Source organism: Spongiimicrobium sp. 3-5 (assembly GCF_046557915.1).
Taxonomy (GTDB): domain Bacteria; phylum Bacteroidota; class Bacteroidia; order Flavobacteriales; family Flavobacteriaceae; genus JBHEBG01.
On sequence record NZ_JBHEBG010000001.1, the window covers coordinates 240,281 to 266,432 of the forward strand.

Annotated in this window: 30 protein-coding genes; 16 read left to right on the forward strand and 14 right to left on the reverse strand. The window is 39.2% G+C overall.

Going from position 1 to position 26,152, the window contains the following annotated elements; translation table 11 throughout:
• Positions 1-45: 45 nt before the first annotated feature.
• Positions 46-432 carry a DUF423 domain-containing protein gene (locus ACEQ81_RS01110; protein ID WP_411028999.1) on the reverse strand — a complete coding sequence of 129 codons (387 nt, stop codon included), beginning with the start codon at positions 430-432 and terminating at the stop codon, positions 46-48.
• A gap of 82 nt (positions 433-514) precedes the next feature.
• Between ACEQ81_RS01110 and ACEQ81_RS01115 the strand changes: the two genes are divergently transcribed.
• Positions 515-1,888: a saccharopine dehydrogenase family protein gene (locus tag ACEQ81_RS01115; protein ID WP_411029000.1), complete on the forward strand. Its 1,374-nt coding sequence runs from the start codon at positions 515-517 to the stop codon at positions 1,886-1,888.
• A 135-nt stretch (positions 1,889-2,023) separates the two neighbouring features.
• Positions 2,024-2,494, forward strand: coding sequence for an Lrp/AsnC ligand binding domain-containing protein (locus ACEQ81_RS01120; protein ID WP_411029001.1), 471 nt, complete (start codon positions 2,024-2,026; stop codon positions 2,492-2,494).
• Position 2,495: 1 nt separating this feature from the next.
• Here the strand turns inward: ACEQ81_RS01120 and ACEQ81_RS01125 are convergent, their stop codons facing one another.
• From ACEQ81_RS01125 to leuS, 3 genes are all read right to left on the reverse strand, one after another.
• Complete coding sequence (locus tag ACEQ81_RS01125) at positions 2,496-3,191, reverse strand: zinc metallopeptidase (RefSeq protein WP_411029002.1); 696 nt, start codon at positions 3,189-3,191, stop codon at positions 2,496-2,498.
• A gap of 100 nt (positions 3,192-3,291) precedes the next feature.
• Positions 3,292-3,549, reverse strand: coding sequence for a SemiSWEET family sugar transporter (locus ACEQ81_RS01130; protein ID WP_411029003.1), 258 nt, complete (start codon positions 3,547-3,549; stop codon positions 3,292-3,294).
• A 94-nt stretch (positions 3,550-3,643) separates the two neighbouring features.
• On the reverse strand, positions 3,644-6,475 hold the full coding sequence (gene leuS, locus ACEQ81_RS01135; protein WP_411029004.1) for a leucine--tRNA ligase: 2,832 nt from the start codon (positions 6,473-6,475) through the stop codon (positions 3,644-3,646).
• Positions 6,476-6,645: 170 nt separating this feature from the next.
• Here leuS and ACEQ81_RS01140 point away from each other — a divergent pair, with 170 nt between their 5' ends.
• The 5 genes from ACEQ81_RS01140 (at position 6,646) to ACEQ81_RS01160 (ending at position 10,127) form a co-directional block, all read left to right on the forward strand.
• Entirely contained in the window at positions 6,646-7,524 is an 879-nt protein-coding gene (locus ACEQ81_RS01140) for a cell division protein FtsX (protein WP_411029005.1), read from the forward strand.
• Positions 7,525-7,533: 9 nt separating this feature from the next.
• The gene (locus tag ACEQ81_RS01145; protein WP_411029006.1) at positions 7,534-7,803 is read left to right on the forward strand and encodes a DUF3098 domain-containing protein; all 270 of its coding nucleotides are present in this window, start codon (positions 7,534-7,536) and stop codon (positions 7,801-7,803) included.
• A 1-nt stretch (position 7,804) separates the two neighbouring features.
• Complete coding sequence (locus ACEQ81_RS01150) at positions 7,805-8,599, forward strand: undecaprenyl-diphosphate phosphatase (RefSeq protein WP_411029007.1); 795 nt, start codon at positions 7,805-7,807, stop codon at positions 8,597-8,599.
• A 30-nt stretch (positions 8,600-8,629) separates the two neighbouring features.
• Positions 8,630-9,319, forward strand: a complete 690-nt coding sequence (gene truB, locus ACEQ81_RS01155) for a tRNA pseudouridine(55) synthase TruB (RefSeq protein WP_411029008.1) — start codon at positions 8,630-8,632, stop codon at positions 9,317-9,319.
• A gap of 82 nt (positions 9,320-9,401) precedes the next feature.
• Complete coding sequence (locus ACEQ81_RS01160) at positions 9,402-10,127, forward strand: hypothetical protein (RefSeq protein WP_411029009.1); 726 nt, start codon at positions 9,402-9,404, stop codon at positions 10,125-10,127.
• Here the strand turns inward: ACEQ81_RS01160 and ACEQ81_RS01165 are convergent.
• The 6 genes from ACEQ81_RS01165 to ACEQ81_RS01190 form a co-directional block, all read right to left on the reverse strand.
• Positions 10,110-10,745, reverse strand: a complete 636-nt coding sequence (locus ACEQ81_RS01165) for a thioredoxin family protein (RefSeq protein WP_411029010.1) — start codon at positions 10,743-10,745, stop codon at positions 10,110-10,112. The two genes, ACEQ81_RS01160 and ACEQ81_RS01165, sit on opposite strands and share 18 nt — an antisense overlap.
• Positions 10,746-10,839: 94 nt before the next feature.
• Positions 10,840-11,775: a YitT family protein gene (locus tag ACEQ81_RS01170; protein WP_411029011.1), complete on the reverse strand. Its 936-nt coding sequence runs from the start codon at positions 11,773-11,775 to the stop codon at positions 10,840-10,842.
• Between the two features lie 27 nt (positions 11,776-11,802).
• Positions 11,803-13,212, reverse strand: coding sequence for a TolC family protein (locus tag ACEQ81_RS01175; protein ID WP_411029012.1), 1,410 nt, complete (start codon positions 13,210-13,212; stop codon positions 11,803-11,805).
• Positions 13,209-14,561, reverse strand: coding sequence for an HlyD family secretion protein (locus ACEQ81_RS01180; protein WP_411029013.1), 1,353 nt, complete (start codon positions 14,559-14,561; stop codon positions 13,209-13,211). The genes ACEQ81_RS01175 and ACEQ81_RS01180 overlap by 4 nt, the downstream gene beginning before the upstream one ends.
• A gap of 5 nt (positions 14,562-14,566) precedes the next feature.
• Positions 14,567-16,234, reverse strand: a complete 1,668-nt coding sequence (locus ACEQ81_RS01185; protein ID WP_411029014.1) for a peptidase domain-containing ABC transporter — start codon at positions 16,232-16,234, stop codon at positions 14,567-14,569.
• The gene (locus ACEQ81_RS01190; RefSeq protein ID WP_411029015.1) at positions 16,227-16,913 is read right to left on the reverse strand and encodes a TetR/AcrR family transcriptional regulator; all 687 of its coding nucleotides are present in this window, start codon (positions 16,911-16,913) and stop codon (positions 16,227-16,229) included. Before ACEQ81_RS01190 ends, ACEQ81_RS01185 begins: the two co-directional genes overlap by 8 nt.
• 157 nt (positions 16,914-17,070) lie before the next feature.
• Between ACEQ81_RS01190 and ACEQ81_RS01195 the strand changes: the two genes are divergently transcribed.
• A complete protein-coding gene (locus ACEQ81_RS01195) occupies positions 17,071-17,454 on the forward strand; it encodes a hypothetical protein (protein ID WP_411029016.1) in 384 nt (127 codons plus the stop codon).
• Positions 17,455-17,669: 215 nt separating this feature from the next.
• Positions 17,670-17,945: a hypothetical protein gene (locus tag ACEQ81_RS01200; protein ID WP_411029017.1), complete on the forward strand. Its 276-nt coding sequence runs from the start codon at positions 17,670-17,672 to the stop codon at positions 17,943-17,945.
• 18 nt (positions 17,946-17,963) lie between these two features.
• Here the strand turns inward: ACEQ81_RS01200 and ACEQ81_RS01205 are convergent, their stop codons facing one another.
• Positions 17,964-18,887 carry a LysR substrate-binding domain-containing protein gene (locus ACEQ81_RS01205; RefSeq protein WP_411029018.1) on the reverse strand — a complete coding sequence of 308 codons (924 nt, stop codon included), beginning with the start codon at positions 18,885-18,887 and terminating at the stop codon, positions 17,964-17,966.
• 116 nt (positions 18,888-19,003) lie between these two features.
• Here ACEQ81_RS01205 and ACEQ81_RS01210 point away from each other — a divergent pair, with 116 nt between their 5' ends.
• The 6 genes from ACEQ81_RS01210 (at position 19,004) to ACEQ81_RS01235 (ending at position 22,872) form a co-directional block, all read left to right on the forward strand.
• A complete protein-coding gene (locus ACEQ81_RS01210; RefSeq protein ID WP_411029019.1) occupies positions 19,004-19,312 on the forward strand; it encodes a hypothetical protein in 309 nt (102 codons plus the stop codon).
• Positions 19,313-19,595: 283 nt separating this feature from the next.
• Entirely contained in the window at positions 19,596-20,003 is a 408-nt protein-coding gene (locus tag ACEQ81_RS01215; RefSeq protein ID WP_411029020.1) for a hypothetical protein, read from the forward strand.
• On the forward strand, positions 19,981-20,946 hold the full coding sequence (locus ACEQ81_RS01220) for a sodium-dependent bicarbonate transport family permease (RefSeq protein WP_411029021.1): 966 nt from the start codon (positions 19,981-19,983) through the stop codon (positions 20,944-20,946). Before ACEQ81_RS01215 ends, ACEQ81_RS01220 begins: the two co-directional genes overlap by 23 nt.
• A gap of 121 nt (positions 20,947-21,067) precedes the next feature.
• Positions 21,068-21,631 carry a DNA-3-methyladenine glycosylase I gene (locus ACEQ81_RS01225; protein WP_411029022.1) on the forward strand — a complete coding sequence of 188 codons (564 nt, stop codon included), beginning with the start codon at positions 21,068-21,070 and terminating at the stop codon, positions 21,629-21,631.
• Positions 21,618-22,202 (forward strand): hypothetical protein, encoded by a 585-nt coding sequence (locus ACEQ81_RS01230; protein WP_411029023.1) that lies wholly within the window; start codon positions 21,618-21,620, stop codon positions 22,200-22,202. Before ACEQ81_RS01225 ends, ACEQ81_RS01230 begins: the two co-directional genes overlap by 14 nt.
• Positions 22,189-22,872 (forward strand): DUF2490 domain-containing protein, encoded by a 684-nt coding sequence (locus ACEQ81_RS01235; RefSeq protein WP_411029024.1) that lies wholly within the window; start codon positions 22,189-22,191, stop codon positions 22,870-22,872. The genes ACEQ81_RS01230 and ACEQ81_RS01235 overlap by 14 nt, the downstream gene beginning before the upstream one ends.
• On the opposite strand, the gene aat is transcribed toward ACEQ81_RS01235, so the two are convergent.
• From aat to ACEQ81_RS01250, 3 genes are all read right to left on the reverse strand, one after another.
• The gene (gene aat / locus ACEQ81_RS01240) at positions 22,855-23,496 is read right to left on the reverse strand and encodes a leucyl/phenylalanyl-tRNA--protein transferase (protein WP_411029025.1); all 642 of its coding nucleotides are present in this window, start codon (positions 23,494-23,496) and stop codon (positions 22,855-22,857) included. The genes ACEQ81_RS01235 and aat overlap by 18 nt on opposite strands.
• Positions 23,497-23,627: 131 nt before the next feature.
• A complete protein-coding gene (locus ACEQ81_RS01245; protein ID WP_411029026.1) occupies positions 23,628-24,005 on the reverse strand; it encodes a DUF3127 domain-containing protein in 378 nt (125 codons plus the stop codon).
• A 3-nt stretch (positions 24,006-24,008) separates the two neighbouring features.
• A complete protein-coding gene (locus tag ACEQ81_RS01250) occupies positions 24,009-24,884 on the reverse strand; it encodes a flavin reductase family protein (RefSeq protein WP_411030355.1) in 876 nt (291 codons plus the stop codon).
• A 117-nt stretch (positions 24,885-25,001) separates the two neighbouring features.
• Here ACEQ81_RS01250 and ACEQ81_RS01255 point away from each other — a divergent pair, with 117 nt between their 5' ends.
• Positions 25,002-26,150, forward strand: a complete 1,149-nt coding sequence (locus ACEQ81_RS01255) for a sensor histidine kinase (RefSeq protein WP_411029027.1) — start codon at positions 25,002-25,004, stop codon at positions 26,148-26,150.
• The last annotated feature ends 2 nt before the right edge of the window (positions 26,151-26,152 follow it).

Here is a 26,152-nt window from a genome sequence, read left to right on the forward strand (position 1 = left end):
AAAGCTATTAAAAATATGCACTTTTAAAGTGAATTTTACGATTGTTTAGTCAAACTGTTGAAAAACACGGTAACCTAAAACCAACCAGGCAGATAACAATAAGATTCCGCCAATGGGAGTGGCAAGGGCAATAACCCCAAAATCGAAAGCTGTTACCTCATTTGTGGCCAAAAAATAAATAGAAAAAGAAAATAATACAGTACCTAAGGTGGTTAAATAGTATACCCCTCTTTTCTTTTGGGCGGGCAATTGTTTTACACTTCCCAAAACCAACAGAAAGAGTGCACTATACATTTGGTAGTTTACCCCGGTTTTAAAAGTTGTTATAGCTTTGGCATCTATAACGCCTTCCAAGCCATGAGATCCAAGGGCTCCGAGTAAAATCGCCAAAAAACCGAATAGCAATCCGGTAATAAAAATTGTTTTGTTCATAACTTAAATTGATGATATTTTTATAAATGTAACAATTTGATACCTTAGCAGGCGTTATTAATTACAAAAGTAGGTAAAACCCATGTTGCGTAAAATACTGGTAATAGGAGCGGGGAAATCCACCTCATATCTTCTGGATTATTTCTTAAATAAGGCCGAGGAAGAAAATTTATTTCTTACCATTGGAGAACTGAACCCCAAAGTTATCTCGGAGAGCATTAAATCGCATCCTTCGTGTAATGTGTTTAAACTAGACATTTTTAACGATAAGGAACGCAGAAAAGCCATACAGGAAAGCAATATTGTAGTTTCCATGCTTCCTGCACGCTTCCATATTAAAGTAGCGACAGATTGCGTTGCTTTTGGCAAAGATTTGGTAACCGCATCTTATGTAAGTGAAGAGCTAAAAACGTTGGATGCAGAGGCCAAGGAAAAGGGAATTGTTCTTATGAACGAAATAGGTGTAGATCCCGGCATAGACCATATGAGTGCCATGCAAATAATCGATACGATCCGAGAGAAAGGCGGAAAAATATTACTGTTCGAGTCCTTTACGGGCGGCTTGGTAGCTCCGGAAAGCGACAATAATCTGTGGAATTACAAATTTACCTGGAATCCAAGAAACGTAGTACTTGCCGGTCAAGGAGGTGCGGCTAAATTTATCCAGGAAGGCACTTATAAATATATCCCATATCACAAGCTTTTTAGAAGGACAGAGTTCTTGGACATAAAAGGTTATGGCTCCTTTGAAGGATACGCCAATAGGGACTCATTAAAATACCGCGAGGCCTATGGTCTGCAAGACGCACTTACGCTCTATAGAGGTACCATGAGAAGGGTTGGATTTTCCAAGGCATGGAACATGTTTGTGCAACTTGGTATGACGGACGACAGTTATACAATAGAAAATTCCGAAGGTATGTCCTATAGGGAGTATACCAATTCATTTCTTCCCTATTCGCCCACAGATTCTGTGGAGCTAAAACTAAGGCACTACCTTAAAATAGATCAAGATGACATTATGTGGGGGAAATTGTTAGAACTTAACATTTTTGACCCTGATAAGACCATCCGACTTAAAAATGCCACTCCCGCACAAATTCTGCAACAAATCTTAGAAGACAGTTGGACTTTGGCCGATGATGATAAGGATATGATTGTTATGTACCATAAATTTGGTTACAAAATGGGGAATAAAAAGTATCAGATAGACGCCAATATGGTAGTAATAGGGGAAAGTAGCACCCATACGGCCATGGCAAAGACGGTTGGACTTCCTGTAGCTATTGCTACTTTACTTATATTAAATAAAAAAATAACTGCTACTGGGGTACAAATTCCTATTGAGAAAGCGATTTACGAACCCATTCTTTCGGAACTGGCCACTTATGGAATACGGTTCAATGAGTATGAAGTACCTTATTTTGGTTATAATCCAGATTTGGTGGTCCGCTAAATTTTTGGTTAAATCCATTGCTTTTGAAGTAGATACTATCCCCGGTGCCTTCTTATTTTTATATAATCGCCAAGATTATTTTATTAGTATTTGTAACTAACTCGGTATATTTATGATTAGATTGAAATCATAAATATGAAATCGACTAACGAAAAAGTTAAAATAGACGGCATAGATAAAAAAATTCTTAGGTTTTTGATGAGGGATGCCCGAAAACCCATTTTGGAAATTGCCCGAAATATTGGTATCTCCGGAGCGGCCATTCATCAAAGACTTCGAAAATTGGAAGCGTCCGGACTAATAGCGGGTTCCAAATTTGTAATTGCACCTAAAGTGCTTGGTTATACAACAATGGCTTATATCGGAATTTATTTGGACAAGGCCATGAGCAATCCTGCTGCCGTTAAGCAATTGGAAAAAATCCCAGAGGTATTGGAATGTCATTATACAACAGGGAACTGGTCTATTTTAATTAAAGTGCTCTGTAAGGACAATGAGCATTTAATGTATGTGCTAAATAAGGACATACAACAAATAGAGGGGGTATCTCGCACAGAAACGTTTATATCCCTTGACCAACAGATAGATCGGCAGATTACAATTTAAACTAATCCCTTCCGCCAAAAACCTGAAGTCCCCAATATACCAAGGAGGCCAATGCACCCAAAGCAGCCACCAGATATGTTCTTGCCGCCCATTTTAACGCATCCTCGGCTCCGGCATATTCTTCTTGGCCTACCATATTTTTATTCTTAAGCCAAGCTAAAGCCCTATTACTGGCATCATATTCCACGGGAAGCGTTATAAAACTGAACAATGTGGCCATGGCCATCATTGCAAGACCGGCTACGGCAATATAAAATCCGAAACCTACCCCAGCTGCGGCTCCAAGCATAAGACCCCCAAAAACCACCCACATGGACATCCCGGATGTAATGCTTACAACGGGCACCAATTTGGATCGCATGGTAAGCCATTCGTAGGCGGTAGCATGCTGTACAGCATGGCCACACTCGTGCGCAGCTACCGCTGCAGCTGATGCGTTTCGTTGATTATAGACCCCTTCACTAAGGTTTACAGTCTTATTCGTAGGATTATAGTGATCGGTAAGCATTCCTGGAGTAGATACTACCTTAACGTCCCTAATGCCGTGATCGGCCAACATCTTTTCTGCTATCTCCGCACCGCTCATTCCATTGCGAAGCTGAACTTTGGAATAATGCTTAAACTTGCTTTTTAACTTGTTGCTTACCAACCAGCTTACCAAAGCAATGGCTCCAAGCAATATATAATATGTCATCATACGTTTTTACTTTTAAATACTATTATAAATATACCGTATTAAATGCAAAAACCTGGCCAAACGAACCGGGGTATATTCTACTGACAAAATGTCTAGCCTATCACTTATGTCTTAACTTGAGAAATATCACCAGAAAAGCCAAAATGGCCGTTATACCGTTAGCCAATATGATGGCCAAACTTTCATGATAAATTCCGTAGAAAAACCAAAGAATGGTCCCAATAATGAACACGATGTACATGGACAGTGAAATGTCCTTGGTAGACTTGTGCTTCCATGCCTTGTATACCTGAGGCACAAAAGATGCTGTTGTACAGGTGGCAGCAATCAGTCCAATAACTTCAACATAGTTTATCATTAGTCTTCCAGATTTAACATAACTCAATCCCCTTTAACACCGGTAGTACTATTGTTCTCCCTAACTAAAATATAGACATGGGCAACCTACAATGCTATCCCACAATATTTACAATCTTGCCCGGCACAATGATTATCTTTTTAGGACTACGTCCTTGCAATTGCTGTTGTGTTTTTTCATGTGCCATTACAGCTTCCTCTATTTCTTGCCTGTCCATGTCTAATGGTAACTTCATAGTAAAACGCATTTTACCATTGAACGATATTGGATATTCTTTACTGTTTTCTATAGTATGCTGTGCTTCGTACTTGGGAAAAGGGGCAGTGGAAATACTATTTGTATTTCCAAGGTGGTGCCAAAGTTCTTCTGCAATATGAGGCGCATACGGAGATATCAAAATGGCTAGCGGTTGTAAAATGGCCTTGCTTGAACATTTTTGTGCCGACAGCTCGTTTACGCAAATCATGAAAGTGGAGACTGTAGTATTGAACGAAAAAATTTCTATATCCTCCTCTACCTTTTTAATGGTCTTGTGTAAGGTCTTTAGGTTCTCTTTTGTGGGTTCGTTGTTGGTAAGCTTGATGCCATTTTCATCAAAATACAACTTCCATAATTTCTTAAGAAAGGAATGCACTCCCGTAATTCCGGCTGTGTTCCATGGTTTCGCCTGTTCCAATGGTCCAAGGAACATTTCATATAATCGAAGAGAATCCGCGCCATATTGGACGCATATTTCATCCGGATTTACTACATTATACCATCGCTTGGACATTTTTTCAATTTCACGTCCAACAATGTATTTGTCGTCTTCCAGTACAAATTCGGCCTCCTTAAATTGGGGCTGCCAATTTCTTAATCCTTCCATGTCCAATTCATCGGAAGCATTTATCAACCCTACTTCTACCCTAATCTCATCTACCTTGTGGTTATCTTTTAGGCCTTTGGAAACATAAGTGTTTGTTCCGCTTATTCTATAGACGATGGCACTGGTACCCAAAATCATTCCTTGGTTAATCAGTTTTTTGGCATACTCCTCTTTTGGGACAATCCCTTTATCAAACAAAAACTTTTGCCAGAAACGCGAATATAACAAATGTCCCGTGGCATGCTCACTGCCTCCTATGTAAAGATCTACGTCTTGCCAATAACCTATAGCTTCCTTAGCAAATATCTCATTGTCATTGCTCTGGTCCATGTATCGGTTAAAATAGAAAGAACTACCTGCCCAACCTGGCATTGTATTCAACTCCAAAGGATAAACCCCGTTTTCATTGGATATTAAGTCGTTGGAAACCACCTGATTGCTTTTGGTGTCCCACGCCCAGTGCAAAGCGTTCCCCAAAGGTGGTTCACCAGTATCTGTGGGTAGGTATTTTGCCACTTCGGGTAACTTTAAAGGTAGATGTTCATGGGCTATCATTTGTGGCATTCCGTTTACATAATACACAGGAAAGGGCTCTCCCCAATATCGCTGCCTGCTAAACACGGCATCGCGTAAACGATAATTAATCTTGCCCGTACCTTGTTTTAATTTTTCCAATTCCTCTATTACTCGTTTAACTGCTTTGTGGTAGGGCAGATCATTTAAAAAGTCGGAATTGGCTATTATGGTACTTCCCTTATCCGCAAAGGCCTCTTCTGAAATATCTACCCCTTTAAAAATATTTGGGATGGGAATATCAAAATGTTTCGCAAAATCGTAATCGCGCTGATCTCCGCATGGTACGGACATTACGGCACCTGTACCGTAACCGGCCAGTACATAGTCGCCAATCCAAATAGGAATAGGGTCTCCTGTAAACGGGTGTTTGGCATAAGCTCCTGTAAATGCGCCTGTTATTACCTTTACATCGGCCATCCTATCGCGCTCCGACCTTTTGGAAGTAGCTTCTATATATGCATCCACTTCTACCTGTTGGGCCGGTGTAGTTATTTTTGAAACCAGTTGGTGCTCTGGTGCCAAGGTCATAAAACTAGCCCCAAAAATGGTATCTGGTCGTGTTGTAAAGACTTCAATGGGGTATTCCTTTTGGTTTTCGTCTGTAGGTATGGTCATAAATGTTACTTCCGCACCTTCGGACCTACCTATCCAATTGGTTTGGGAATCCTTTAGTGGTTGTGGCCAATCTATTTTACCCAAGTCATCCAACAAGCGTTGCGCATAAGCAGAAATACGCATGCTCCATTGTAGCATCTTTTTTCGGACTACAGGATAGCCACCCCGTTCGGAAACTCCATTGACAATTTCGTCGTTAGCCAAAACCGTTCCCAATTCGGCACACCAGTTTACCTCGGTCTCGGCCAAATAGGTCAACCGGTATTTCAAAAGGGTCTGTTGTTGCTCTTTACTGGAAAATTGTTTCCAGTCAGCAGCTGAAAATGCTTCAACCTCATCATCACAAACTGCATCTACCGTAGTATTCCCGCTTTTTTCAAAAATTGAAATTAGCGTATTCATATCCCTTGCCTTATCGGCATCCCTATCATACCACGAGTTGAAGAGTTGGATAAAAATCCATTGGGTCCATTTATAATATTTAGGGTCAGAAGTCCTTACTTCACGGCTCCAATCAAAAGAAAATCCCATCTGATCTAATTGAGCCCTATATCTATTGATGTTGGTTTCCGTAGTAATGGCCGGATGCTGACCCGTTTGTATGGCGTATTGTTCTGCCGGTAGCCCAAAAGAATCATACCCCATAGGGTGTAGTACATTAAAACCTTTGTGTCTTTTATAACGCGAATAGATATCACTGGCAATGTAACCTAACGGATGCCCTACATGCAATCCGGCACCAGATGGATAGGGAAACATGTCCAACACGTAAAACTTCGTCTTGTCCGCATTGTTCTCCGCTTTAAACGTTTGGTTCTCTGCCCAATATTTCTGCCATTTGGCCTCAATTTCGTTGAAATTGTAGTTCATTCTGGATATCTCATTTATGTACCGCGCAAAAATAAGTTTAATCCCTGAAAGGCGAAAGTTTCTTGGGAAGACAATCTATTGGGAATTGCAAAGGTTAGAATGCTGTTAAAGCTATATCCAAACAAGGTTATTAAAATTACTTTGCTATTTTTACGTATTCATTTTGCATTATGAGTAAATCTTTTGAACGCTATCAAAGACGAAAACTGATATCCTCTTATTTCTCAGTGGCTCTTAGCATAGGACTGGTACTGTTTTTATTGGGCATTCTTGGACTTCTTGTTATAAACACTAAAAAACTAGCCGATCATTTTAAGGAACAGATTGCGATAACCGTATTTCTAAAGGATAGTGCCAAGCCTGTTGAAGTAGATCAATTGCAGAAAAGTTTGGCCATGGCGGATTATACCAAATCTGCACTTTATGTTTCCAAGGAAGAAGCGGCAGAACAGCATAGCGAAGACATTGGGGAGAATTTTATGGATTTTTTAGGATACAACCCCTTAAAAAATTCTATCGATGTTAACCTTAAAGCCGATTTTGTCTCTACGGACCAAATTGAGGCTATTGCCCGGGATTTAGAAGAAAAGGGTTATGTGGAAGAGGTAAGTTATGACAAACCGTTGATAGCCCTATTGACCGACAATGTAAAAAGAATAAGTTTTTGGATCTTGGTTGCCAGTGCGGTTTTCACCTTTATAGCTTTTTTGCTCATTAATAGCTCTATCCGCTTATCTATATATTCTAAACGCTTTATTATTAAGACAATGCAAATGGTAGGCGCCACAAAACGATTTATTCGAAGACCGTTTATTTGGACCAACATTAAGTTGGGAATGTTGGGAGCAGCCTTGGCTTTATTGGCTTTGGGGGTTGTCCTATATTATGTGAACGAGAATTTTCCCGAACTTGGATTATTCAATGATACCGTGATTCTTGCTATATTATTTGTAGGTGTTTTTGTTTTGGGTGTTATCATTTCGTTAATAAGCACCTATTTTGCCACCCAACGCTTCCTAAATCTTAGAACGGACGATTTATATTACTAAATTTGCACAATGAGCAAGAAACAGAAAAAAAGCAACGGTCAACAAAACAAGCCCGAGTTTATCTTTCAAAAAAAGAACTATCTATTTATGTTCATTGGAGTGGCATGTATTGCCCTAGGGTTTATTTTGATGAGCGGAGGTGGAAGTGACGACCCTAATGTCTTTAATGAGGAAATCTACAACTTTAGAAGAATACGCTTGGCTCCTACCTTGGTTCTTATAGGATTGGGCATAGAGGTTTATGCCATACTATTGAACCCTCACAATAAGAAACAATAGGTTGGATATTTTAGATGCAATTATCTTAGGGGTCATCCAAGGGTTGACTGAGTTTCTTCCTGTTTCTTCTAGCGGTCATTTAGAACTTGGCAAGGCATTATTGGGAGACCATTTTGTACCACAAGAAAGTCTTTTATTTACCGTAATACTGCATTTTGCCACCGCCCTAAGTACTCTTGTAGTGTTTCGCAAGGACGTATGGGAAATAACACGAGGGATGTTTCAGTTTAAATGGAACGAAGAAACCCAATTCTCTTTAAAAGTTATTACCTCTATGATACCTGCAGTATTTGTAGGCCTATTTTTTGAAGAACAGATGGAAGCCTTTTTTGATGGCAACATCCGTTTTGTGGGCTTTATGCTCCTAATAACCGCAGTATTGCTCTACTTTGCGGATAAAGCTAAAGACACCGATAAAAAAGTAACCTTTGTAAGTGCCTTTATTGTTGGACTGTCCCAAGCTATCGCAATTTTACCGGGGATATCCCGAAGTGGTGCAACAATATCCACTTCGGTGTTGTTGGGCGTGGATAAGACCAAAGCTGCCCGATTTTCTTTTTTGATGGTGGTACCATTAATTTTTGGAAAGATGGCAAAGGATATTTTTGGTGGAGAACTAAATTTTGCGAACGAACAAGCCTTTGCCATTGGAGCAGGCTTCATAGCAGCCTTTTTAGCCGGTTTGGTTGCCTGCACTTGGATGATCCAATTGGTTAAAAGAAGTAAGCTTACTTATTTTGCCATTTACTGTTTAGTTATTGGTCTTTTGGCCATTGGGTACGGTTTTTGGGGGTAATTGTCCTGAACACCTTATTTAAACATAGCATTGAAAACCAAAGAAGATTTTTTAAACGGACAGCTGTTGTTAATAGACAAACCCTTGAAATGGACATCATTTCAAGCGGTAAATTCCGTTAAATGGGCTATTCGCAAAAAGTTTGATCTAAAAAAAATAAAGGTTGGACATGCAGGCACTCTAGACCCATTGGCAACTGGTCTGCTTCTGATCTGTACGGGCAAATTCACCAAAAAAATAAGCGAACTACAAGGCCAGGAAAAAGAATATACCGGAACCATTACCCTTGGGGCAACCACACCATCCTACGATTTGGAGTCGGAAGTGGACCATACGTATCCTATTACCCATTTAACCGAAAAGAGCATTTATGATACCGCAATGCACTTTATTGGAGAAATTCAGCAAATACCTCCCATTTTTTCGGCACTAAAAAAAGATGGCAAAAGATTGTACCAATACGCTCGCCAAGGTGAAGAAGTAGAGATAAAATCTAGAACTGTACATGTGCGCGAATTTGAAATTACGAAGATAAACCTACCGGAAGTAGGGTTTAGGATATGTTGTAGCAAAGGAACATATATTAGGTCCTTGGCACACGATTTTGGCAAAGCACTTGGTTCCGGAGGATATTTATCGGAATTACGAAGAACCAAAATAGGCTATTATAACGTAGATAAGGCACTAACGCCTAAAGATTTTGAGAAAGAGATGTTTTAGCTATAATACTGCAATATGTATCTAAAATGCTTTCTTTCATCGAATTATTAAAATATTTTTGACTAAAAGTGGTTATAGCACTATGAATTTGAACCGGAAACAGTTATCATTATTAATAACTTTCTTTTCCATGTCACTAATTGTATTGTTATTGTATAACATACATCTGGGATCCACGGAAGAAGACGAGTATGTTATTGAAATGGTGCTGGCCGATGAAGATTTGGAAGAACTTCTGGAGGAGCAAGAGCGTCAACTACAAGAAATGGCCGAGGCAGACCCCATAAAAAGTCATATGGCCTTTAACGAAACTGCTAAACCCAGTTTTGGGGAGCCCGAACCTTTAAAAACTTTGGATGAGCTTTTAGAGGAAAAACAAGCCTTGGACAATGACGAAGCCAAAGATTTGCTAAGTTCCGATGAGGGTTATGCAGCAAGCCTCCAAGAACTGGCAAAAAAACGTGAAGAAAAAAAACAATTGCTGGGCGAACGTGAGGCCCAAAAGGAAGAACGCACCAATAATCTGGCAAAAAGAAAAACTTCTGTTTCCTTTTCCTTGGTAGGAAGAAACAACTACGACTTACCTCCGCCCATTTACACCTGTATAGAAGGCGGGCGTGTTGTTGTAAATATTAAGGTAGATGCCCTTGGCAATGTTATAGAAGCGGATTATAACGATAAAAGTTCTAGTACTTCCAATGGTTGTTTAGTGGATAACGCCATTGTATATGCCTTGAAGGCTAAATTCAACGTTTCCACCAAAGCTTCCCAAATGGGGACCATTACCTATTTATTTCAAGGAAAGTAAGGACAGCATGTCTTTTACAGTATCTTGCCCTTTGTCTTTATTGTACCACACCTGAAGATCTTGCTTAAACTCTGGCGTAAGCTTACCATGTTCCTCTTTATATGCGGTAACCATCTTGGTAGCGGTGCTGGGCCTAGGACCCCAACTTCCTATGATATTATCGTTTTGTTCGTCAAAGGCGATGAGTTTTGGAATGGACATTGCCTCGTTTGTTAAAAACCTATTCATAAGATCCGTATGCTCATCACGAAGAATGATCTTTAGGTTAACATTCTCATTTAACTCTGCAACTTTGTTCATTACTGGCATGGTAGGAGCCGCGTCCCCACACCAACTTTCAGTAAGTACCAACCATGTAACTTCTTTTTCTGCCAAAGCGATTTTCGTTTTTGCCTCCTCGCTGATTTTTAGCGTTTTATTCCATCGTTTCATACGTTTATCGTTCAACACCGTATAGTTGATGAGCGATTCTGTTTGGTTTGGCCCCGTAGTACTACCATTTTTAGCGTGTTCGGCCACCAACTGGGTATAGGTTTCATAGTCCATTGCTTTAGAGAGGCTTTCCCTAATCAGTTCGTTTGTAGTTTTATCCATTATATCCTTGGCAAATGTTTCCATAGTATTGTGCATTATCATTAAGGATAACATTGGTAGTAATTTAAGCGAAATACTTACATTTCTAGGTCCATTACAACATTTCCCTAAGCAATAGTTATCCTTTAAGCTTCCTTTTCTTTATCATCCCGCCCTTTGTATCATTTATACTGTTCATCACCACAAATGCTTTGGAGTCTATTTTTGCAATTTCAATATTCAGTTTTCTGATCTCCAGCCTTGTAATTACCGTGTATATGACATCATATTCATTGTGTTTTCCTTGTTTACCATAACCTCCCTTGGCCCTATAGATGGTAAGTCCTCTCCCAAGATTTTCGGTAATCATAACCCTAATTTCCTCGCTATGAACAGAAATTATGGTTACTCCTGTATATTCCTCTATTCCATCCACAACAAAATCCAGTGTTTTAGAAGCAGCCAAATAGGTAAGCATGGAGTAAAGGGCAGTCTCTATGGACAACAGATAGGCAGCCACCAAAAAAATAACAACATTGATCAGGATAATTACATCCCCAATTTTGGTGCCCATTTTTTTACTAAGGTAAATGGCGAGTACTTCCGTACCGTCTAGCACACCTCCGCCACGTATGGAGAGTCCAATACCCGCGCCGAGGAAAAACCCTCCAAAGACCGCCACTAATAATTTATCTTGGGTAACCTCGGGAAAACTAACGGTAGCCAATACCAAAGCCAGACCTAAAATGGCCAGCGTGGCCTTTATAACAAATTGTTTGCCTATTACCCTATAGCCAAGTACCAAAAAGGGTAAATTTACAACCACAATGAGGAAGTAGAGCGGTATCGAAGAAACCTCTGTTACTAATAATGAGATGCCGGTGGCTCCACCATCTATAAACCTATTGGGCAGTAAAAAGCTCTCTAGGCCAAAAGCGGCCGCAAAAATACCAAACACCATAAAAAAGGTATCCTTAACAAAGGAAAGGATGCTAATTCGCAATCTACGAGACCTCTTTATGTAAGAAGATGCCTTACCTATTCGCTTATAGTTATTTTTATTTTTTGCTACCATGATATGTTCCTATTCCTTAGACGAGAATCAGAGATTCTCAGGGTTTATTGCCAGGCTATTGAATAGTTTTGCCTTAGCCGTAAAGTACTTGTTCTGCACTTCGTTTCTTTTTAATTCCGAATCGATAAGCTTGCTTTCCCTAGAGTTGATCAAAAACACCGAACTTTCACCAAAACTGAACTTACGCTCCTCGGCGCTCAACAAGGCTACATAATTTTCAACAATATCCCCAATCAATTGGTTTTGTATCTGAAAAGAATCTAACTCCCTATAAATTGCAAAAACCTTGTTCCTAATTTCTACTTGGGCATTGTCCAATTCAAATTGAGCATCACGCAGTTTAAACTTTGCCAGTTTTAAATCTCCCCGCTCCTTTCTTAGAAATAGTGGAAACCAAAAATTTATGCCACCTTTATAATTTTGGGATTCAAAAGAATTTATCAATTCAGGAGTATCTGTCAAAAAATTGTATTCCAAATCAATTTTCGGAAGTAGCTTATTGGTTTTTAGCCGCTTGTCTACAATAAGTCCATCGACCTTAAACCCTAATGATAACAATTTGGGATGATTTTCCAAAGTAAAACTATCCAAAGGTTTCCCCAATACCTCCAAAGTTACATCTATATCTCTTTCCAAATTTATGTCGGGGATTACATTGGGGTTTAGTTCTACTGGAATATTGTCGCTTAACCATATAAAATTGGACAGCTCCAACGATTTTTTGATCAGTTTTATTTTTGCCTGTTCTAACCCCAACGCCCTGCTTTGAAGCGCAATTTTAGCCTCTACAGTATCAATTGCCGCTATATCCCCGGCAAGGGCACTTTTCCGTATCCCTTCAAATCTAATTTGGGCATTTACTAAAAAATCCTGATATACTTTACTGTCCTTATAAGCCAATAACCAATCAAAATAAGCCAGCGAAGCCTTGTACAGAATCTGGTTTACCTGAAGGTCCCGGTCTGCTTTGGACTGCTCCCTAAAATATTTGGCCTTCCTCAACGTGGCCATTCGATCATTTATCCAAAAACCCCGGGCCAAGGACACGGAGACACCTGCGCTATATAGGCCATTGGACGGTACGGTTTCATCTGGGTTTATAAAATCCCCTTCATTTTGTTCAAAATTTCCCTTTAGTTCCACCCCATACCAAGTTGGTATCTTAAATGTGGTATTTAATCTGTCCCAATATTCTACGCCCTTTAGTTTCTTTCGATCATAATCTACCTCTATTTTGGGATCAAATCCTCCGCGGGCTTTCATTAGATTGGCCTGCCCAATATCTATGGTCAATGCCGCTTGTTTTGCAATAGGGTGATATTTCTTCACATAGCCCAGATACTCCTTAAAGTTAAGTACAAGACTATCATTGGATTGTGCTTCTACACTTATACCAATGCAAATTAGAATGTAGGTTAAGTACGTTCTTAAATTCATTTCTTTTCCACTTTGGCGGTTGTACTTGTTGGCTTATAATAGTTGGGCGGAAAACCATTGAGTTGTCTCCATAGTTCAAACCAAATGGGAACATCTTCCAAGAGTGCAATGGTATTGGCACCGGAGCCTACTCTTATTCCTGTTGGCCATTTATGGTCCTCGGGGTCGGGAGCCAAAAGCACCCGGTATTTACCATTGTCACTTATAAATGTCTCTATTGCCACAACTACCCCACCATAGGTACCATAGGATACATTGGGCCAGCCACTAAAAATTATTGCGGGCCAGCCATCGAACTGAATGCGAACCTTTTCTCCCAGGTTTATTAATGGCAGGTCTATGGGCCTTACAAAGGTTTCCACTGCCAATTCATAATTGGAGGGCATTATCCCAACCAATCTATCGCCTTCCTTAAAAGTTTCACCAATGCCTGCTTGTATGGCCTTGTTTATAAAACCACTTTGTGGTGCCTTTATATAGTATAGATCATTTCTAATCTCATAGTTGGCATATTGGTTTTCGAGCTTGGTAACCTGGGCCTCTGAATTGAACTGACTGGATTGGGCCGTGTACATATCGCTCTGGGCCTTGGATATCTTATCGGTATATTCGGCACCCACCCTGTTTATCTCAACAGTGGCATTTATAATCTCATTTCTACTTGCTAGCAACTTATTCTCTTGTGAAACAAGTTTTGCCTGGGTTTCCTGAAGTTTTAGACGCTTTCCTTCTACGTCCGTAACCGCTTTAAGACCCTCTTTTTCTAGTTGTACAACACGATCGTATTGTCTTTCGGCGATATTGATATTGGTTTTGGCCGCTTGCAGGTCTATACTATCGCTTTGCACCTTTAAACGGGCCTGTAAAAGTTTATTCTTGGCTTGTTGCAGTTTTAAGGATCTTTCCTGCCCTAGGGCCCGTATTTGATTGTTGAGCGCCTTTACCTTTTCTTCATAGGACACAACGGACATCGCTTTGGCCTTTATTTGTGCACCGGTACGTTCTACAAGTTTTGGGTCAAAATATTCGTTTTTTATTTCAGATATGAAAAGAATGGTATCTCCCTTTTCTACAAAATCGCCCTCTTGTACGTACCACTTTTCTATTCTTCCCGGAATGGGGGACTGAATGGTCTGTGGTCGTTGATCGGGTTTAAGGGTGGTAAGGAACCCATTGCCCGAAATGTTTTGTGTCCATGGCAGAAAAAGAATGAAGATACCGAACAGGGAAAGTCCAAGCAAGAATCTATTGAAATGCTTGTAATGCCTTTTATGAAAGACCTTTTTGCCCGATTTATAGCCAGAAATATCTACTTTTTGATTAAGTCTGTTGTGTGATATGTTTAGCATATTCCTTACTTTTCGTTTACGATCTTTCCGTTTTCAATGGTAATTATTCTATTGCAACCCACGGTCCATTTAGGATTTTTACTTACCACTAAAAGCGCCCAGCCATTGGAAGGATCTGTAAGAAAATCCATGATTTTCTGAGCTTCCTTTTCGTCAAATTGATCTAGGGGATCTTTAAGGATAAGCAACTTTGGCTTCCGAATAATACTTCTGGCCAAAACTATTTTCTTAGCTACGTTATGGGAAATCTGTTTGCCCTCTGGGTGAAGAACCGTTTTTAACCCTTTGGATTGCTCTTTTACAAATTGGGTAAGCCCGGTTTTTCCCAGTGCCCAATAAATATCTTCCGACGTAATGGATGGGTCTCCAAAGGTGATGTTATCTTCCAACGTACCTTCAAAAGGTGATTCTTCGGTTAAGGATTGCCCCAAATGAGCACGATACTCATTTAAATGAAGTCCTTTTAAGGAAACGTTGTTCACATAAATACTTCCACTGGTAGGCTCTACGATGCCGGCAATGAGGCGCAGTAGAGTAGATTTGCCCGAGCCACTTGAACCTTGGACTAAAACTTTGCATGTAGGCGTAATGGTCAGCGATATATCTTCTAGAATTTTCTTAGTTGCCTTTGGCACCTTATAATCCACATGATCGAATTCCAAGGTAAACCCTTCACCCTCTTTGAAAGGTCGTATGCCATCTTGGGGCTCTAACTCCTTATCCACCACCTGTCCTAATTTTTCCAGGGACGTAAGCACATCGTAAAAGGATTCCAACCCTAAAATAAGTTTTTCCACTGAAGATATTACCAGAAGGATAATAAGTTCTGCGGCCACAAATTGCCCAATATTCATTTCCTGATTAAGCACCAATAAACCACCGATTAGAAGAAGTCCGGCTGTAACCAACACTTTAAACCCGATCATTTGGGCAAATTGAAGCACAAGAATTCTAAAATGACTCTCCCTTGCAGTAAGATAGTCGGCCACCAACGTATCGTTCTTATCCAAGGCATGGGTTGTTTTACCAGACAGTTTAAACCCAATTATAGATCGGGCAACTTCCTGTAACCAATGGGCAACTTTGTATTTATTTTTAGACTCGTCCAAACTTGTTTCCAACCCCTTTTGCGCGGTAAACTTAAATACGATGTAGATAAGCACAAGAAGTAAAATTCCATAAATAATGAAGAACGGGTGATAAAACGACAGTAACATCAACCCAAAAATAATTTGAAGAAAAGCTGCTGGAAAATCGATTAAAATTTTAGCCAGCCCCTTTTGCACCGTTAATGTATCAAAAAAGCGATTGGCTAGCTCTGGCGGATAATAATTGCGTAATTCCCCCATTTTAATCTTTGGGAACCTATATGCAAACTCAAAAGACGCCCGAGTAAAAATTTTCTGCTGTAAATTTTCGATAATCCTGAACTGCATTAATTGCAGCGCTCCTACAAAAGCAACCCCAAGGGTAACCAATATCACCAAAATTATCCAGGACGTGCTTACCTGCGCGCCCTGAATTAAGTTTATGATAGCCTGTATTCCCAGAGGGAGGGAAAGGTTTATTAGGCCTGCAAAAATTGCATAATAGAAGACCTGAAGCACATCTTTTTTATCGAGTTTTAAAAGACCTACTAGCCGCTGCCAAGCGGTTAAAATATTTTTAGCCATTCGTTGTACGGTTTAGGGCATTGAAAATAAGATGGGTTAGATACTCCGTGGGACTAATCTTGTCCGTGCAATCTGTCATGGAAGCAAAGTGCTCCTTTAAAAAGTGTTGGTGCAATGCTCCTTCCACAACCGTGCTAGACAGACTGGAAGGGTACGGGTAGGATGAATTTACCCCATTGATCATCTCGCTTATCCTACTTACCAGCCTTTTGTAAATAACAAAATATCCCTCTTTATTCTCCATGTCCACTTCTTTAGTTAAATAAGATTTGGAGTATTCGTTAATAACTATTTTATTAAGAAGCACTTCATTGATATGGGAATAGGAAGAATCTTCTTTTGTGGCTCTTGTAATAATTTCTATGGCCTTTTTTAATTTTTCACTTGGATCTGAAATACTATTGGTAGAAAACACTAATTGATACTCTAACCAACCCCAGTACCAGGATGTAAGGTACAGTAGCAGCTTGTGCTTGTTTTCGAAATAGCGATAAATGGAACTCTCATTGGACCCAATTTTGCTCCCCAGTTTTTTAAAAGTAAATCCCTCAAAACCCATCTCATGGATCATGATGATGCTTTCCTTTATTATGCGTTTACCCAAATCAGAGGACTCCGGGTCTTTGACATATATTTTTTGATTAATACTAATTTTTACGGACTGCAATAGACGCTCCATGATATTGTTAATTTAATTTTCGAGACAAATATAATAGTATTACTATCATATCTTAATAGTTTAACTAATGTTTAACAATAGTAAAACTAATTTGCAGTGTTTCCTTTTTATATTTGTTAAAGTGAAGTATGCTTACTTCGTAAAACAGAATTAAGATATGCGAATCTTGTTAACATTTATTGGTTTACTTATTTTTTGCGGATCGGTTTACGGACAACCAACGGACGAGGTCTACGTACTGGAGTCCTATGATTTTCAAACAGACCAATCGAGTTTTAGCAACAATAGCGCTGTTGGTATTTCACAAAAGAAAAAACTGATTAGACTTGGAGATTCTACAGTGAATATCATAAACATTTATGGGAGCAGTTTAATCATTGAACGAAAGGAAGAACTTTTAGACGGACGCATACTTTTAACCCTTAGAAGACAAGATGGTAACAACTTCTATGGAAAATACCCTATAGTTAAGGCGAAAATAAACCGTGTAACGGACAATATATCAGCGATAACAAATAGTAGTTTAACTCCTACTGATTGAACAAATGATGATGTTCTTTTAAAAATGTAAACAGTTCTCTGGTGCGCCAGCCGACCCAAATTAGTGTTCGCTAAATAAACAGGGTGTCCTCAGGCTGGCGCTTTTTTAAGGCAAGGGCACTGTTTTACTATATTACAATACAGTCAGCGCTCTTTACCCAAACACTTAAAATTATGATCTTGGTGCACATCATTACTAAAACCAAACCTCAGGCAATGCAAATCATTAATACCTTAATTACCAAAAATCTGCTTTACAATGCTACCGTATCGGAGAAAACCGTTTATGAAAGAAAAAAAGGCGGCAATACGTTGGGAAGCTCAAAACAAACATTGATTATTGGTAAGACCAAGGCACTGCTTTTTAGTGCCATTAATGAGGAGCTACGAAACAAATACCCTAAGAATATGCCTTTACTCTACTCCTTGCCCATTGTTTACGCAGATATCCATCAGGCCAAAGAACTAATGGAAAATACAAAAGAAATTTAGCCTCTTCCCATTATTGAGCTAGTACGCCTCAAACCAATCAAAGGTTTCTTTAATAATACTATCTTTTTCAGTATTAATATATTCCTTAAATGCCATAGCCGCGGGCGAAAGTTTTTTAGACCTCAACCAGATGAGATTCCAGGTAGTGCTTATGGGGAGGCCTTTTACCGGGATAATTTGGACATCCTTGTTTTTTAAAGCATTCTTAATTCCAATCAGGGGCATAATAGAATAACCCAAACCAGCAATAACGGCCTGTTTTACAGCCTCATTGGAGGTTAATTCTATTTTCTTCTGTATAGACAATCCGCTTTTGAAAATAAAACTTTCCATAGCATTGCGGGTGGCCGAACCTTGTTCTCTAAAAATTAGTGGCAACTGCTCAAAAAGCCGTTTCCTACCCTGCTTGCTATCTATGTTTGCAGCAGCGCTACCTACAAAGAAAAGTTTGTTCTGCATAAGTTCTATACGCTCTATCTTCATCTTTTTTGGCAAAACGGAGACCATGGCAAAATCAACATCGTTCTGTTCCAGACTTTCAATAACCTTAGCTTTATTGGTAACATCCATAACAAGATCCACGCCAGGATGCTTGCTCATAAAATTGGATAAGAAATAAGGTATAACGTATTTTGCGGTAGACACCACGGAGATCTTAAGGCGCCCTACGAGTTGTCCTTTATATGCAAGCGTTTTGTGATCTAGCGAATGTACTTCGTTCAAAACTTTTTCCGCGGCCAGTGCAATCTCCTGTCCAAACTCGGTTATGTACAATTTTCTGCCTACGACCTCGGTCAAGGGGATGGAAAACTGATCCTGAAAATTTTTCAGTTGAATGGAAACCGCCGGCTGGGTAAGATACAACTCTTCTGATGCCTTGGTAATGCTCTGATTTTGTGCCACTTTCAGAAAAATTTGCAGCTGATGTAAAGTATAATTCATAAGATATATTAATGTATTACATAATAAATATAAATAAAAATTAATGAATTTAATATGAGAACTTTGCTGCGTGGTCTGTTAATCCACACAAAAATATAAACATAAAACATTTATCCATGAAAACTTTAGAATTAGAAAAAGAAGTGAAAACAGTGCAGAAAATCCAATTGGTAGAGGGAGAATTTACACCCTTTGAGGCACTAGATGTGGTTGTTTCTCTTTTAGAGGAAAAAATCAATTTTCACAAACTACAAAGGCTAAAACTTTATGAAGGCAACTGCGACACTCCTACTTCTTATACTGACGGCCGTATTAAAGAGTTAGAGAAAGAAAAAGATATCGCCAAAGCGTTTATAGCAAGTGTTAGGCACAATGGCAACAAACTAAGGATTAACGGGGTATTGGAAATAACCACCGCCGTATAAAAGTTTCAAAGAGACAATATGCACCATAATGGGCAAGTTTATCGAGTGTCTTTTAAACCCACTACACTAAAAAATCATCTTTAAAAACAAAATATGTTTCGATCAAAATTACAGTTTTACCAAAGCCTAGGCTTACTAATATTTGCAATAATTATGCTCTTCAGCTACTTAAACAACAATATGTTTATGGACAAACTTTTGGTGTCCGGATCCATACTTTCCTGCATACTTCTGGTAAGGACGTTGGGAAACAATGATCTTAAGCAATAACGGATGGCATAAAATGATGAAGAAGTTACTGCTTAGGGCGCGGAAATTGATACTTGGCAATAAAGCCACGGTGCAGAAGCAGAAAAACATTGGAACGGCGTTCATGGCCAAAAGCATAAAATTGGTAAAGGGTGCTTTTGAACCAGCGGACGCCGCCGATGTAATATTATCATTGATCAATGACAAAATAAAATTTCATACCATACAATCATTGAACCTTAAAAAAGGCAGTACCGAAGACCAAGAACGTTCTGAACAGCGTATAACCGAATTGACAAAAGCTAAAAAAATGGTTACGGAACTAGTGGTAATTGCAAGGGATCAAGGTTTTGAGATTGAAATAGATAGCAACATAGAAATTACTTTGAAAAATAACAAAAACCGTACTAAACCTTTAAATGGATCTACATTTATTAATTGACAATCTTACCAACCCTGCCCTTCTTTTTTTCTTTCTTGGAATAATCGCCGTTCAACTAAAAAGCGATTTGGAAATACCTTCAAATTCATCAAAATTTATCTCCTTGTACCTTTTATTTTCCATTGGTTTCAAGGGAGGACAAGAGTTGGCCCATAGCAACCTAAACATGGAAATACTTTGGTCGCTTGTACTAGGAATTGTGCTTGCACTGCTGGTACCCGTATACACCTATTTCATTTTAAGAAGAAAGTTTACCGTGGAGAATTCGGGGGCAATTGCTGCTACATACGGCTCTGTAAGTGCTGTAACCTTTGTTACGGCGGTTTCGTTTCTAGAAATGGAACAAATAGACTTTGGCGGGCATATGGTAGCGGTAATGGCACTGATGGAAGCGCCATCGATCATCATAGGCGTGCTATTGATTGCTTTTTTTACCAAAAACAAAAAAAAAGAAGGTGTAGCTTTAAATGGCGTGTTTAGACATTCACTAACCAATGGCAGCGTATTGCTTATTCTGGGAAGTTTAATCATCGGGTTTATGGCCAGCGAGCAACAGGCAAGGGGTATTCAACCCTTCACTACGGACATTTTTAAGGGGTTTTTGGCCGTATTCCTTTTGGACATGGGTATAACCAGCGGTAAAAAACTTTCTACCTTTCTTAAAAAAGGTTGGTTCGCCTTCTTGTTCGCTATAATAGTTCCCATAATAAATGGATGTTTGGTGGCCGTTGTGAGTGGTACTTTTATAGACGGACTGGGCAACCGGTTCCTTTTTGCCATACTGGCGGCAAGCGCTTCCTATATTGCGGTTCCTGCGGCCATGCAGTTGGCAGTCCCCAAAGCAAATCCAAGTTTATACATTCCCATGGCCTTGGCAATTACCTTCCCCTTCAACATTACCTTGGGGATGCCTCTTTATTTGTTTATTATTCAAACTTTTTAAAAAATAGCTCCCAAATTTTATTGCCCAAAGGTTTCGTTTTTTAATTTTAACCCAAGACACTTATAAACGATAATTGATGTTGCCATTAATTTTAATAACTTAACCTAGGGGGCAAACTATTATGGAAAAACATAGATGTGGCTGGTGTGTTGGTGACGAACTCTACGAATCTTATCACGACCTGGAGTGGGGCGTGCCAGTGAGAGATGAACAGATGTTGTTCGAATTTTTGGTATTGGAAACCTTTCAGGCAGGGTTAAGTTGGATTACCATACTTAGGAAACGCGAGAATTTTAGAAACGCTTTCGACAATTTTGATTACAACAAAATTGCAACGTACAACGAACCCAAAATTCAAGAATTATTGCAAAACGCAGGCATTGTAAGGAATAAACTAAAGGTTAGGGCAACAGTTTCCAATGCGCAGGCTTTTTTAGTGGTACAACAAGAATTTGGTAGTTTCAGTAAGTACATTTGGGGGTTTGTTAATAGTACCCCCGTAAAAAACTCCCTGCTGCATTATAAGGATGCCCCTGCCAAAACTGAGTTATCGGATATTTTAAGCAAAGATCTTAAAAAAAGAGGCTTTAAATTTGTGGGTAGTACGGTGGTATATGCACTTATGCAAGCTACCGGTATGGTGAATGATCATGAGGTAAATTGTTTTAGGTATGATGAAGTATAGTCTATTTTTAATACTCTTTCTTTTCATAAGCTTTGGTGTTTTTGCACAAAACAAATACGAAAGGGAACATCGTATCCTTAAGAAACAGTTTCCCAAGAATGCCTTGGCATTTGTGGAGGCTAAGCTAGAAGGAGCAAAACGAGTGAGGTTTTATAGGGAACTTGATAGTGCCAAAACCAGCTTTGAGGTAAAATTTAAAAAAGATCGGTTGCATTATAGTGTGGAGTTTGATGAAAATGGGAACCTAGAGGATGTAGAAATAACGATAAGCGAGATTGATTTACCCAATGAAAGTTGGGCAAACATAAAAGCATACCTCAACAAGAACTTTAAAAAGACCAAAGTTCGAAAAATACAACAGCAATACACCACCTCGGGTCATCAAACCTCTGAGGAAACTTTAAGAAATGCATTTCAAAACCTTTTGATTCCTTCGCTGAATTACGAAATCATCGTAGCCGGAAAAAAGCGGAAAAATTTTGAGCTTTTCGAGGTCCTTTTTGACGCCTCTGGGAATTTTATAAAAATCCGAAAGTCGCTTCCTGCAAATTATGATCATGTCCTATATTAAAAAGGGGGTCTTTATATTTATATTGTTAAACTTATCTTTTTTAAGGGCCCAAGAACATTTTACAGGATACTGGCAACCGCAAATAGCGCTTAATTATAAGCTAACCGATGATTATTCTCACAATTTTTCTGTTAGCCAACGCAATTATATATACAAAAGCGAAACCGTTCGATTGGAGGCAAGACAGATTGACCTAGCTCATTTCTCAACTTTCAAAACAAGCGATAACAAGAGTTTCGGATTTGGAATTCAATATAGATTCCGAGCAATTTTTGAAGATGAAAAACAAAATGAACTAAGACTTACCCAGCAGTTTAACGTTGTGCATAAATGGGGTAATGTTAGACTGGGGCATAGATTTAGGGTAGAACAGCGAATTACATCTTCCCTCACCATGCACAGATTTCGCTATCGTTTCGCATTGGATACGCCATTGCAGGGAGAGAAATTAGATATAGGAGAGCCATATTTGGTTGGAGCAATTGAAAGCCTCCTAAGCCTGGCACGGTCTAACGCTCCCATGTACGATCAGCGGATTACCATAAATCTGGGATGGTTATTAGCCAAAAAAACAAAACTTCAGACCGGATTGGAATATCGGTTTGAAGACTATACCAAGAATACGGAAAACACGCTCTTTGTTCTTTCCTCCCTAATTTTTTCCCTTTAGTAATTTCACAAATTGCGTCCTAGGAATCTCTTCGGCTCCAAGGCTTTCCAAATGTTTGGTATGTAACTGACAGTCTATGAATTTATAGCCGTTTTTTTGTAGTTCCCCAGCTAATTTGATTAAAGCAAATTTAGAGGCATTACTGGTTTTGCTGAACATACTCTCTCCACAAAACACATTTCCAAGATCTACACCATACAAACCACCGACCAAGTTGCTATTCTCCCATACCTCATAGGATACGGCATAGCCTTGCCGGTGCAATCTCTTGTAGGCGAATTGCATTTCGGTGGTTATCCATGTACCTTCTTGCCCGTCCCTAGCTATGTTGGCGCACTGCAAAAGTACTTCCTCAAATTTTTGGTTTTTAGTCAGCTTAAACCGATTGCTTGCCAGTATCTTCCGCATACTCTTGGATATCCTGATCTTTTCCGGAAAGAGTACCATTCTAGGGTCTGGGCTCCACCAAAGAATTAGGGTATCTTCACTAAACCATGGAAAAATGCCATTTCTATAGGCCAATAGAAGACGTTCTGGAGACAAATCACCTCCAACGGCCAACAAACCTTCCATATTGGCTTCTTCTACCGGCGGAAATTCTAATTTTTCGCTTAAAAAGAACATAGCGTTGCTCTTTTTATTATTTTTTTGATAGTCCCCTTTTTTATAACTGTTATGGAGCTAAAACTTTAGTCAAATGAACACAACCAATCCTTTATATAAACAGTTCTGTTAAACGAAGATGTACAATCTAACTAAAATGGAAGATCATCATGATCTTCTTCATTTAGATTGTCGGCCGGTTCAAAAGCTTCCATTGGTGGTACCGGAGGAATATTATCTGCTCCTGCTTCGGTTTGTAGGCTCTCTATACGCCACCCCTGAATTGAGTTGAAATATTTGGTTTCTCCCTGGGCATTTGTCCATTCCCTGCCTCTTAGGTTGATACTTATCTTTACGTCTTGTCCTTCGCTATAGCTATTTAAAAGATCACATTTATCCTGAACAAATTCTACCATAATATGTTGCGGGTATTGTTCTTCGGTTGTAATCACCACTTCACGTTTTCTAAAACCATTGTTTCCATAGGTTTTAGTTTCATCAATTAATTTAATTTTACCTTGTACTTCCATTTTCTATGTATTTGCTAACAGTACTTTCCAAGCGGAGAGTACTTCATTATTAAGTAAATATTCTTGTGCCAATCTATGTAATTGTTCTTCATCATCCGCGCTTACGACTGTCTTTATGGCCACTGAAGACATTACAAATTTCTTTATTTCCTCTAAAGAAGGTATGCTTTCCACATTTCCGAGCATGCCCAGATCATTTCCTGTAAGCACTTTGCTAAGCCTAATATTTGCGGGAATACTCTCCACGCCTATTCCTTTTGAGGTTAAAGGTTTTGGAACTTCGAACATGCCTTTATTGGCTCTACTGTACCAATTACCTCCCATACGCGCAACCAAATCTATTTTATACTGATCTATTGCCCCTTTTGAGTTTAGTACCGATTCGGAAACATGAATTTTTAACACTTCTGAAAAAATAAGATTGCCGGCACCTCCTTCTTTCCCCAGGGCTTCTACTTTTGTGACCTTGCATTCAAACTGTACCGGTGATTCTGCAACCCTATGTGGTTTAACCATATCTGACTTCAACATGGTAAGCCCGGCCTTTATAAATTCGTTCTCCCCTTTTGCATATTCTGTGCTTGCCAAGGACATCTGCTGTACAATGTCATAATTTACCACATTTATTACTACCTCCTTGGTCTTTAGTACATTTTCCAAGCTATGTTTTACCGTGTTATTTCGTACTCTTCGCGCTGGCGAAAAGATCATCACTGGCGGATTTGCACTAAAAACATTAAAAAAGCTGAAGGGAGACAAATTGGGTCTTCCATGCTCATCCATAGTACTCGCAAAAGCTATGGGTCTAGGTGCTATAGCCCCCAAAAGATAGCCGTGCAACTGTGCAGTGGAAACCTCTGAAGGAAGAATGGAAATCATTTTGGCCATAAGGTACAAAGGTACGTAAATTGTATACTATTTGAAATAATAAGGAGAGCTCCAAATGCGCTATGTTTTATCAATTTGCGCTATATTTAGACATAATAAACGGTTAGGATGGTAATTAATCCCAAAAAGAAAACGGCCAACATCATTCTCTTGGTGTCTTCTTTCATTATTGTTAGTCTAATCTTATGGAACACCAACAGTTTTTTTAAAAAATTTAAGGAAGAGGAGCGCCTTAAAATGGAGATTTGGGCCACTGCACAATCAGAACTGTTACAATCTTCAGAAGATCGGGATTTGGGTAACCTCCATGTAAAGATTTTTCAGAACAACACCTCTACACCAATGATATTGGTAAACAAGGATGGTTCCATTAAAATAAACAACATGCCAGATAATACCCCAGAGGATACTGTTTTTCTAAGAAAAAGGATCAAAAGATTTGGGGCAGAGAATACTCCGGTTTCCATAGACTATAACGGAGAGCATTTGGCTACGCTCTATTACGGAAATTCCGAGGTGTTGAACAAACTAAAATATTATCCCATTGCCTTGCTACTTATTATTTTCTTGTTTGGTGCGGTCATATTCTTTTTCTTCAAGACAAATAAGGCTTCTGAACAGAATAAACTCTGGGCTGGGATGGCCAAGGAAACTGCACATCAGATAGGTACCCCGTTAACATCTTTACTAGGTTGGAACGAATTGCTAAAGAGTGAAAAGATCAATCCGGAAATTACAAAGGAGATAGAAAAAGACATTTCGCGTTTAGAGACCATTACGGAACGTTTTTCTAAAATAGGGTCTTCCCCAAAATTGGACAGTCGAGATATTGTTGGGGAAACGCATCAAGCATATGAATATCTTAAGCTAAGAAGTTCCAAGTTGGTTAGCTTTTCCTTTGATTCCAAGGTCGATGAGTTACCTGTTCTATTAAATCCGTCCTTATACAATTGGACCATTGAAAACTTGGTGAAAAATGGAATTGATGCCATGCGTGGTAAAGGAAATATTGCCATCGAGATCAATCCTAGCGGAAATTACGTAAATATTACGGTATCCGATACGGGCCATGGAATTCCAAAGAGCGATTTCCAAACGATTTTTAATCCGGGTTTCACCTCTAAGAAGAGGGGATGGGGATTAGGATTGTCTTTGGTAAAAAGGATTGTTGAAGAATACCATGATGGTAAAATAAAAGTGCTTTCTTCCAACAAAGGGGGCACTGTAATGCAAATATCCCTAAAGGTAAATACGTAGTT

Bases quoted from the DNA above. Each gene is read 5' to 3' on its own strand.
- ACEQ81_RS01110 (WP_411028999.1), bottom strand. From the start codon at position 432: ATGAACAAAACAATTTTTATTACCGGATTGCTATTCGGTTTTTTGGCG.
- leuS (WP_411029004.1), bottom strand. From the start codon at position 6,475: ATGAACTACAATTTCAACGAAATTGAGGCCAAATGGCAGAAATATTGG.
- ACEQ81_RS01205 (WP_411029018.1), bottom strand. From the start codon at position 18,887: ATGAATTATACTTTACATCAGCTGCAAATTTTTCTGAAAGTGGCACAA.
- ACEQ81_RS01255 (WP_411029027.1), top strand. From the start codon at position 25,002: ATGGTAATTAATCCCAAAAAGAAAACGGCCAACATCATTCTCTTGGTG.
- ACEQ81_RS01235 (WP_411029024.1), top strand. From the start codon at position 22,189: ATGTCCTATATTAAAAAGGGGGTCTTTATATTTATATTGTTAAACTTA.
- ACEQ81_RS01170 (WP_411029011.1), bottom strand. From the start codon at position 11,775: ATGGTAGCAAAAAATAAAAATAACTATAAGCGAATAGGTAAGGCATCT.
- ACEQ81_RS01225 (WP_411029022.1), top strand. From the start codon at position 21,068: ATGGAAAAACATAGATGTGGCTGGTGTGTTGGTGACGAACTCTACGAA.
- aat (WP_411029025.1), bottom strand. From the start codon at position 23,496: ATGTTCTTTTTAAGCGAAAAATTAGAATTTCCGCCGGTAGAAGAAGCC.
- ACEQ81_RS01175 (WP_411029012.1), bottom strand. From the start codon at position 13,212: ATGAATTTAAGAACGTACTTAACCTACATTCTAATTTGCATTGGTATA.
- ACEQ81_RS01230 (WP_411029023.1), top strand. From the start codon at position 21,618: ATGATGAAGTATAGTCTATTTTTAATACTCTTTCTTTTCATAAGCTTT.
- ACEQ81_RS01200 (WP_411029017.1), top strand. From the start codon at position 17,670: ATGCAAATCATTAATACCTTAATTACCAAAAATCTGCTTTACAATGCT.
- ACEQ81_RS01245 (WP_411029026.1), bottom strand. From the start codon at position 24,005: ATGGAAGTACAAGGTAAAATTAAATTAATTGATGAAACTAAAACCTAT.
- ACEQ81_RS01145 (WP_411029006.1), top strand. From the start codon at position 7,534: ATGAGCAAGAAACAGAAAAAAAGCAACGGTCAACAAAACAAGCCCGAG.
- ACEQ81_RS01220 (WP_411029021.1), top strand. From the start codon at position 19,981: ATGGATCTACATTTATTAATTGACAATCTTACCAACCCTGCCCTTCTT.
- ACEQ81_RS01180 (WP_411029013.1), bottom strand. From the start codon at position 14,561: ATGCTAAACATATCACACAACAGACTTAATCAAAAAGTAGATATTTCT.
- ACEQ81_RS01215 (WP_411029020.1), top strand. From the start codon at position 19,596: ATGATGAAGAAGTTACTGCTTAGGGCGCGGAAATTGATACTTGGCAAT.
- ACEQ81_RS01120 (WP_411029001.1), top strand. From the start codon at position 2,024: ATGAAATCGACTAACGAAAAAGTTAAAATAGACGGCATAGATAAAAAA.
- ACEQ81_RS01250 (WP_411030355.1), bottom strand. From the start codon at position 24,884: ATGATTTCCATTCTTCCTTCAGAGGTTTCCACTGCACAGTTGCACGGC.
- ACEQ81_RS01115 (WP_411029000.1), top strand. From the start codon at position 515: ATGTTGCGTAAAATACTGGTAATAGGAGCGGGGAAATCCACCTCATAT.
- ACEQ81_RS01130 (WP_411029003.1), bottom strand. From the start codon at position 3,549: ATGATAAACTATGTTGAAGTTATTGGACTGATTGCTGCCACCTGTACA.
- ACEQ81_RS01210 (WP_411029019.1), top strand. From the start codon at position 19,004: ATGAAAACTTTAGAATTAGAAAAAGAAGTGAAAACAGTGCAGAAAATC.
- ACEQ81_RS01160 (WP_411029009.1), top strand. From the start codon at position 9,402: ATGAATTTGAACCGGAAACAGTTATCATTATTAATAACTTTCTTTTCC.
- ACEQ81_RS01190 (WP_411029015.1), bottom strand. From the start codon at position 16,913: ATGGAGCGTCTATTGCAGTCCGTAAAAATTAGTATTAATCAAAAAATA.
- ACEQ81_RS01195 (WP_411029016.1), top strand. From the start codon at position 17,071: ATGCGAATCTTGTTAACATTTATTGGTTTACTTATTTTTTGCGGATCG.
- ACEQ81_RS01140 (WP_411029005.1), top strand. From the start codon at position 6,646: ATGAGTAAATCTTTTGAACGCTATCAAAGACGAAAACTGATATCCTCT.
- ACEQ81_RS01165 (WP_411029010.1), bottom strand. From the start codon at position 10,745: ATGGAAACATTTGCCAAGGATATAATGGATAAAACTACAAACGAACTG.
- ACEQ81_RS01185 (WP_411029014.1), bottom strand. From the start codon at position 16,234: ATGGCTAAAAATATTTTAACCGCTTGGCAGCGGCTAGTAGGTCTTTTA.
- ACEQ81_RS01125 (WP_411029002.1), bottom strand. From the start codon at position 3,191: ATGATGACATATTATATATTGCTTGGAGCCATTGCTTTGGTAAGCTGG.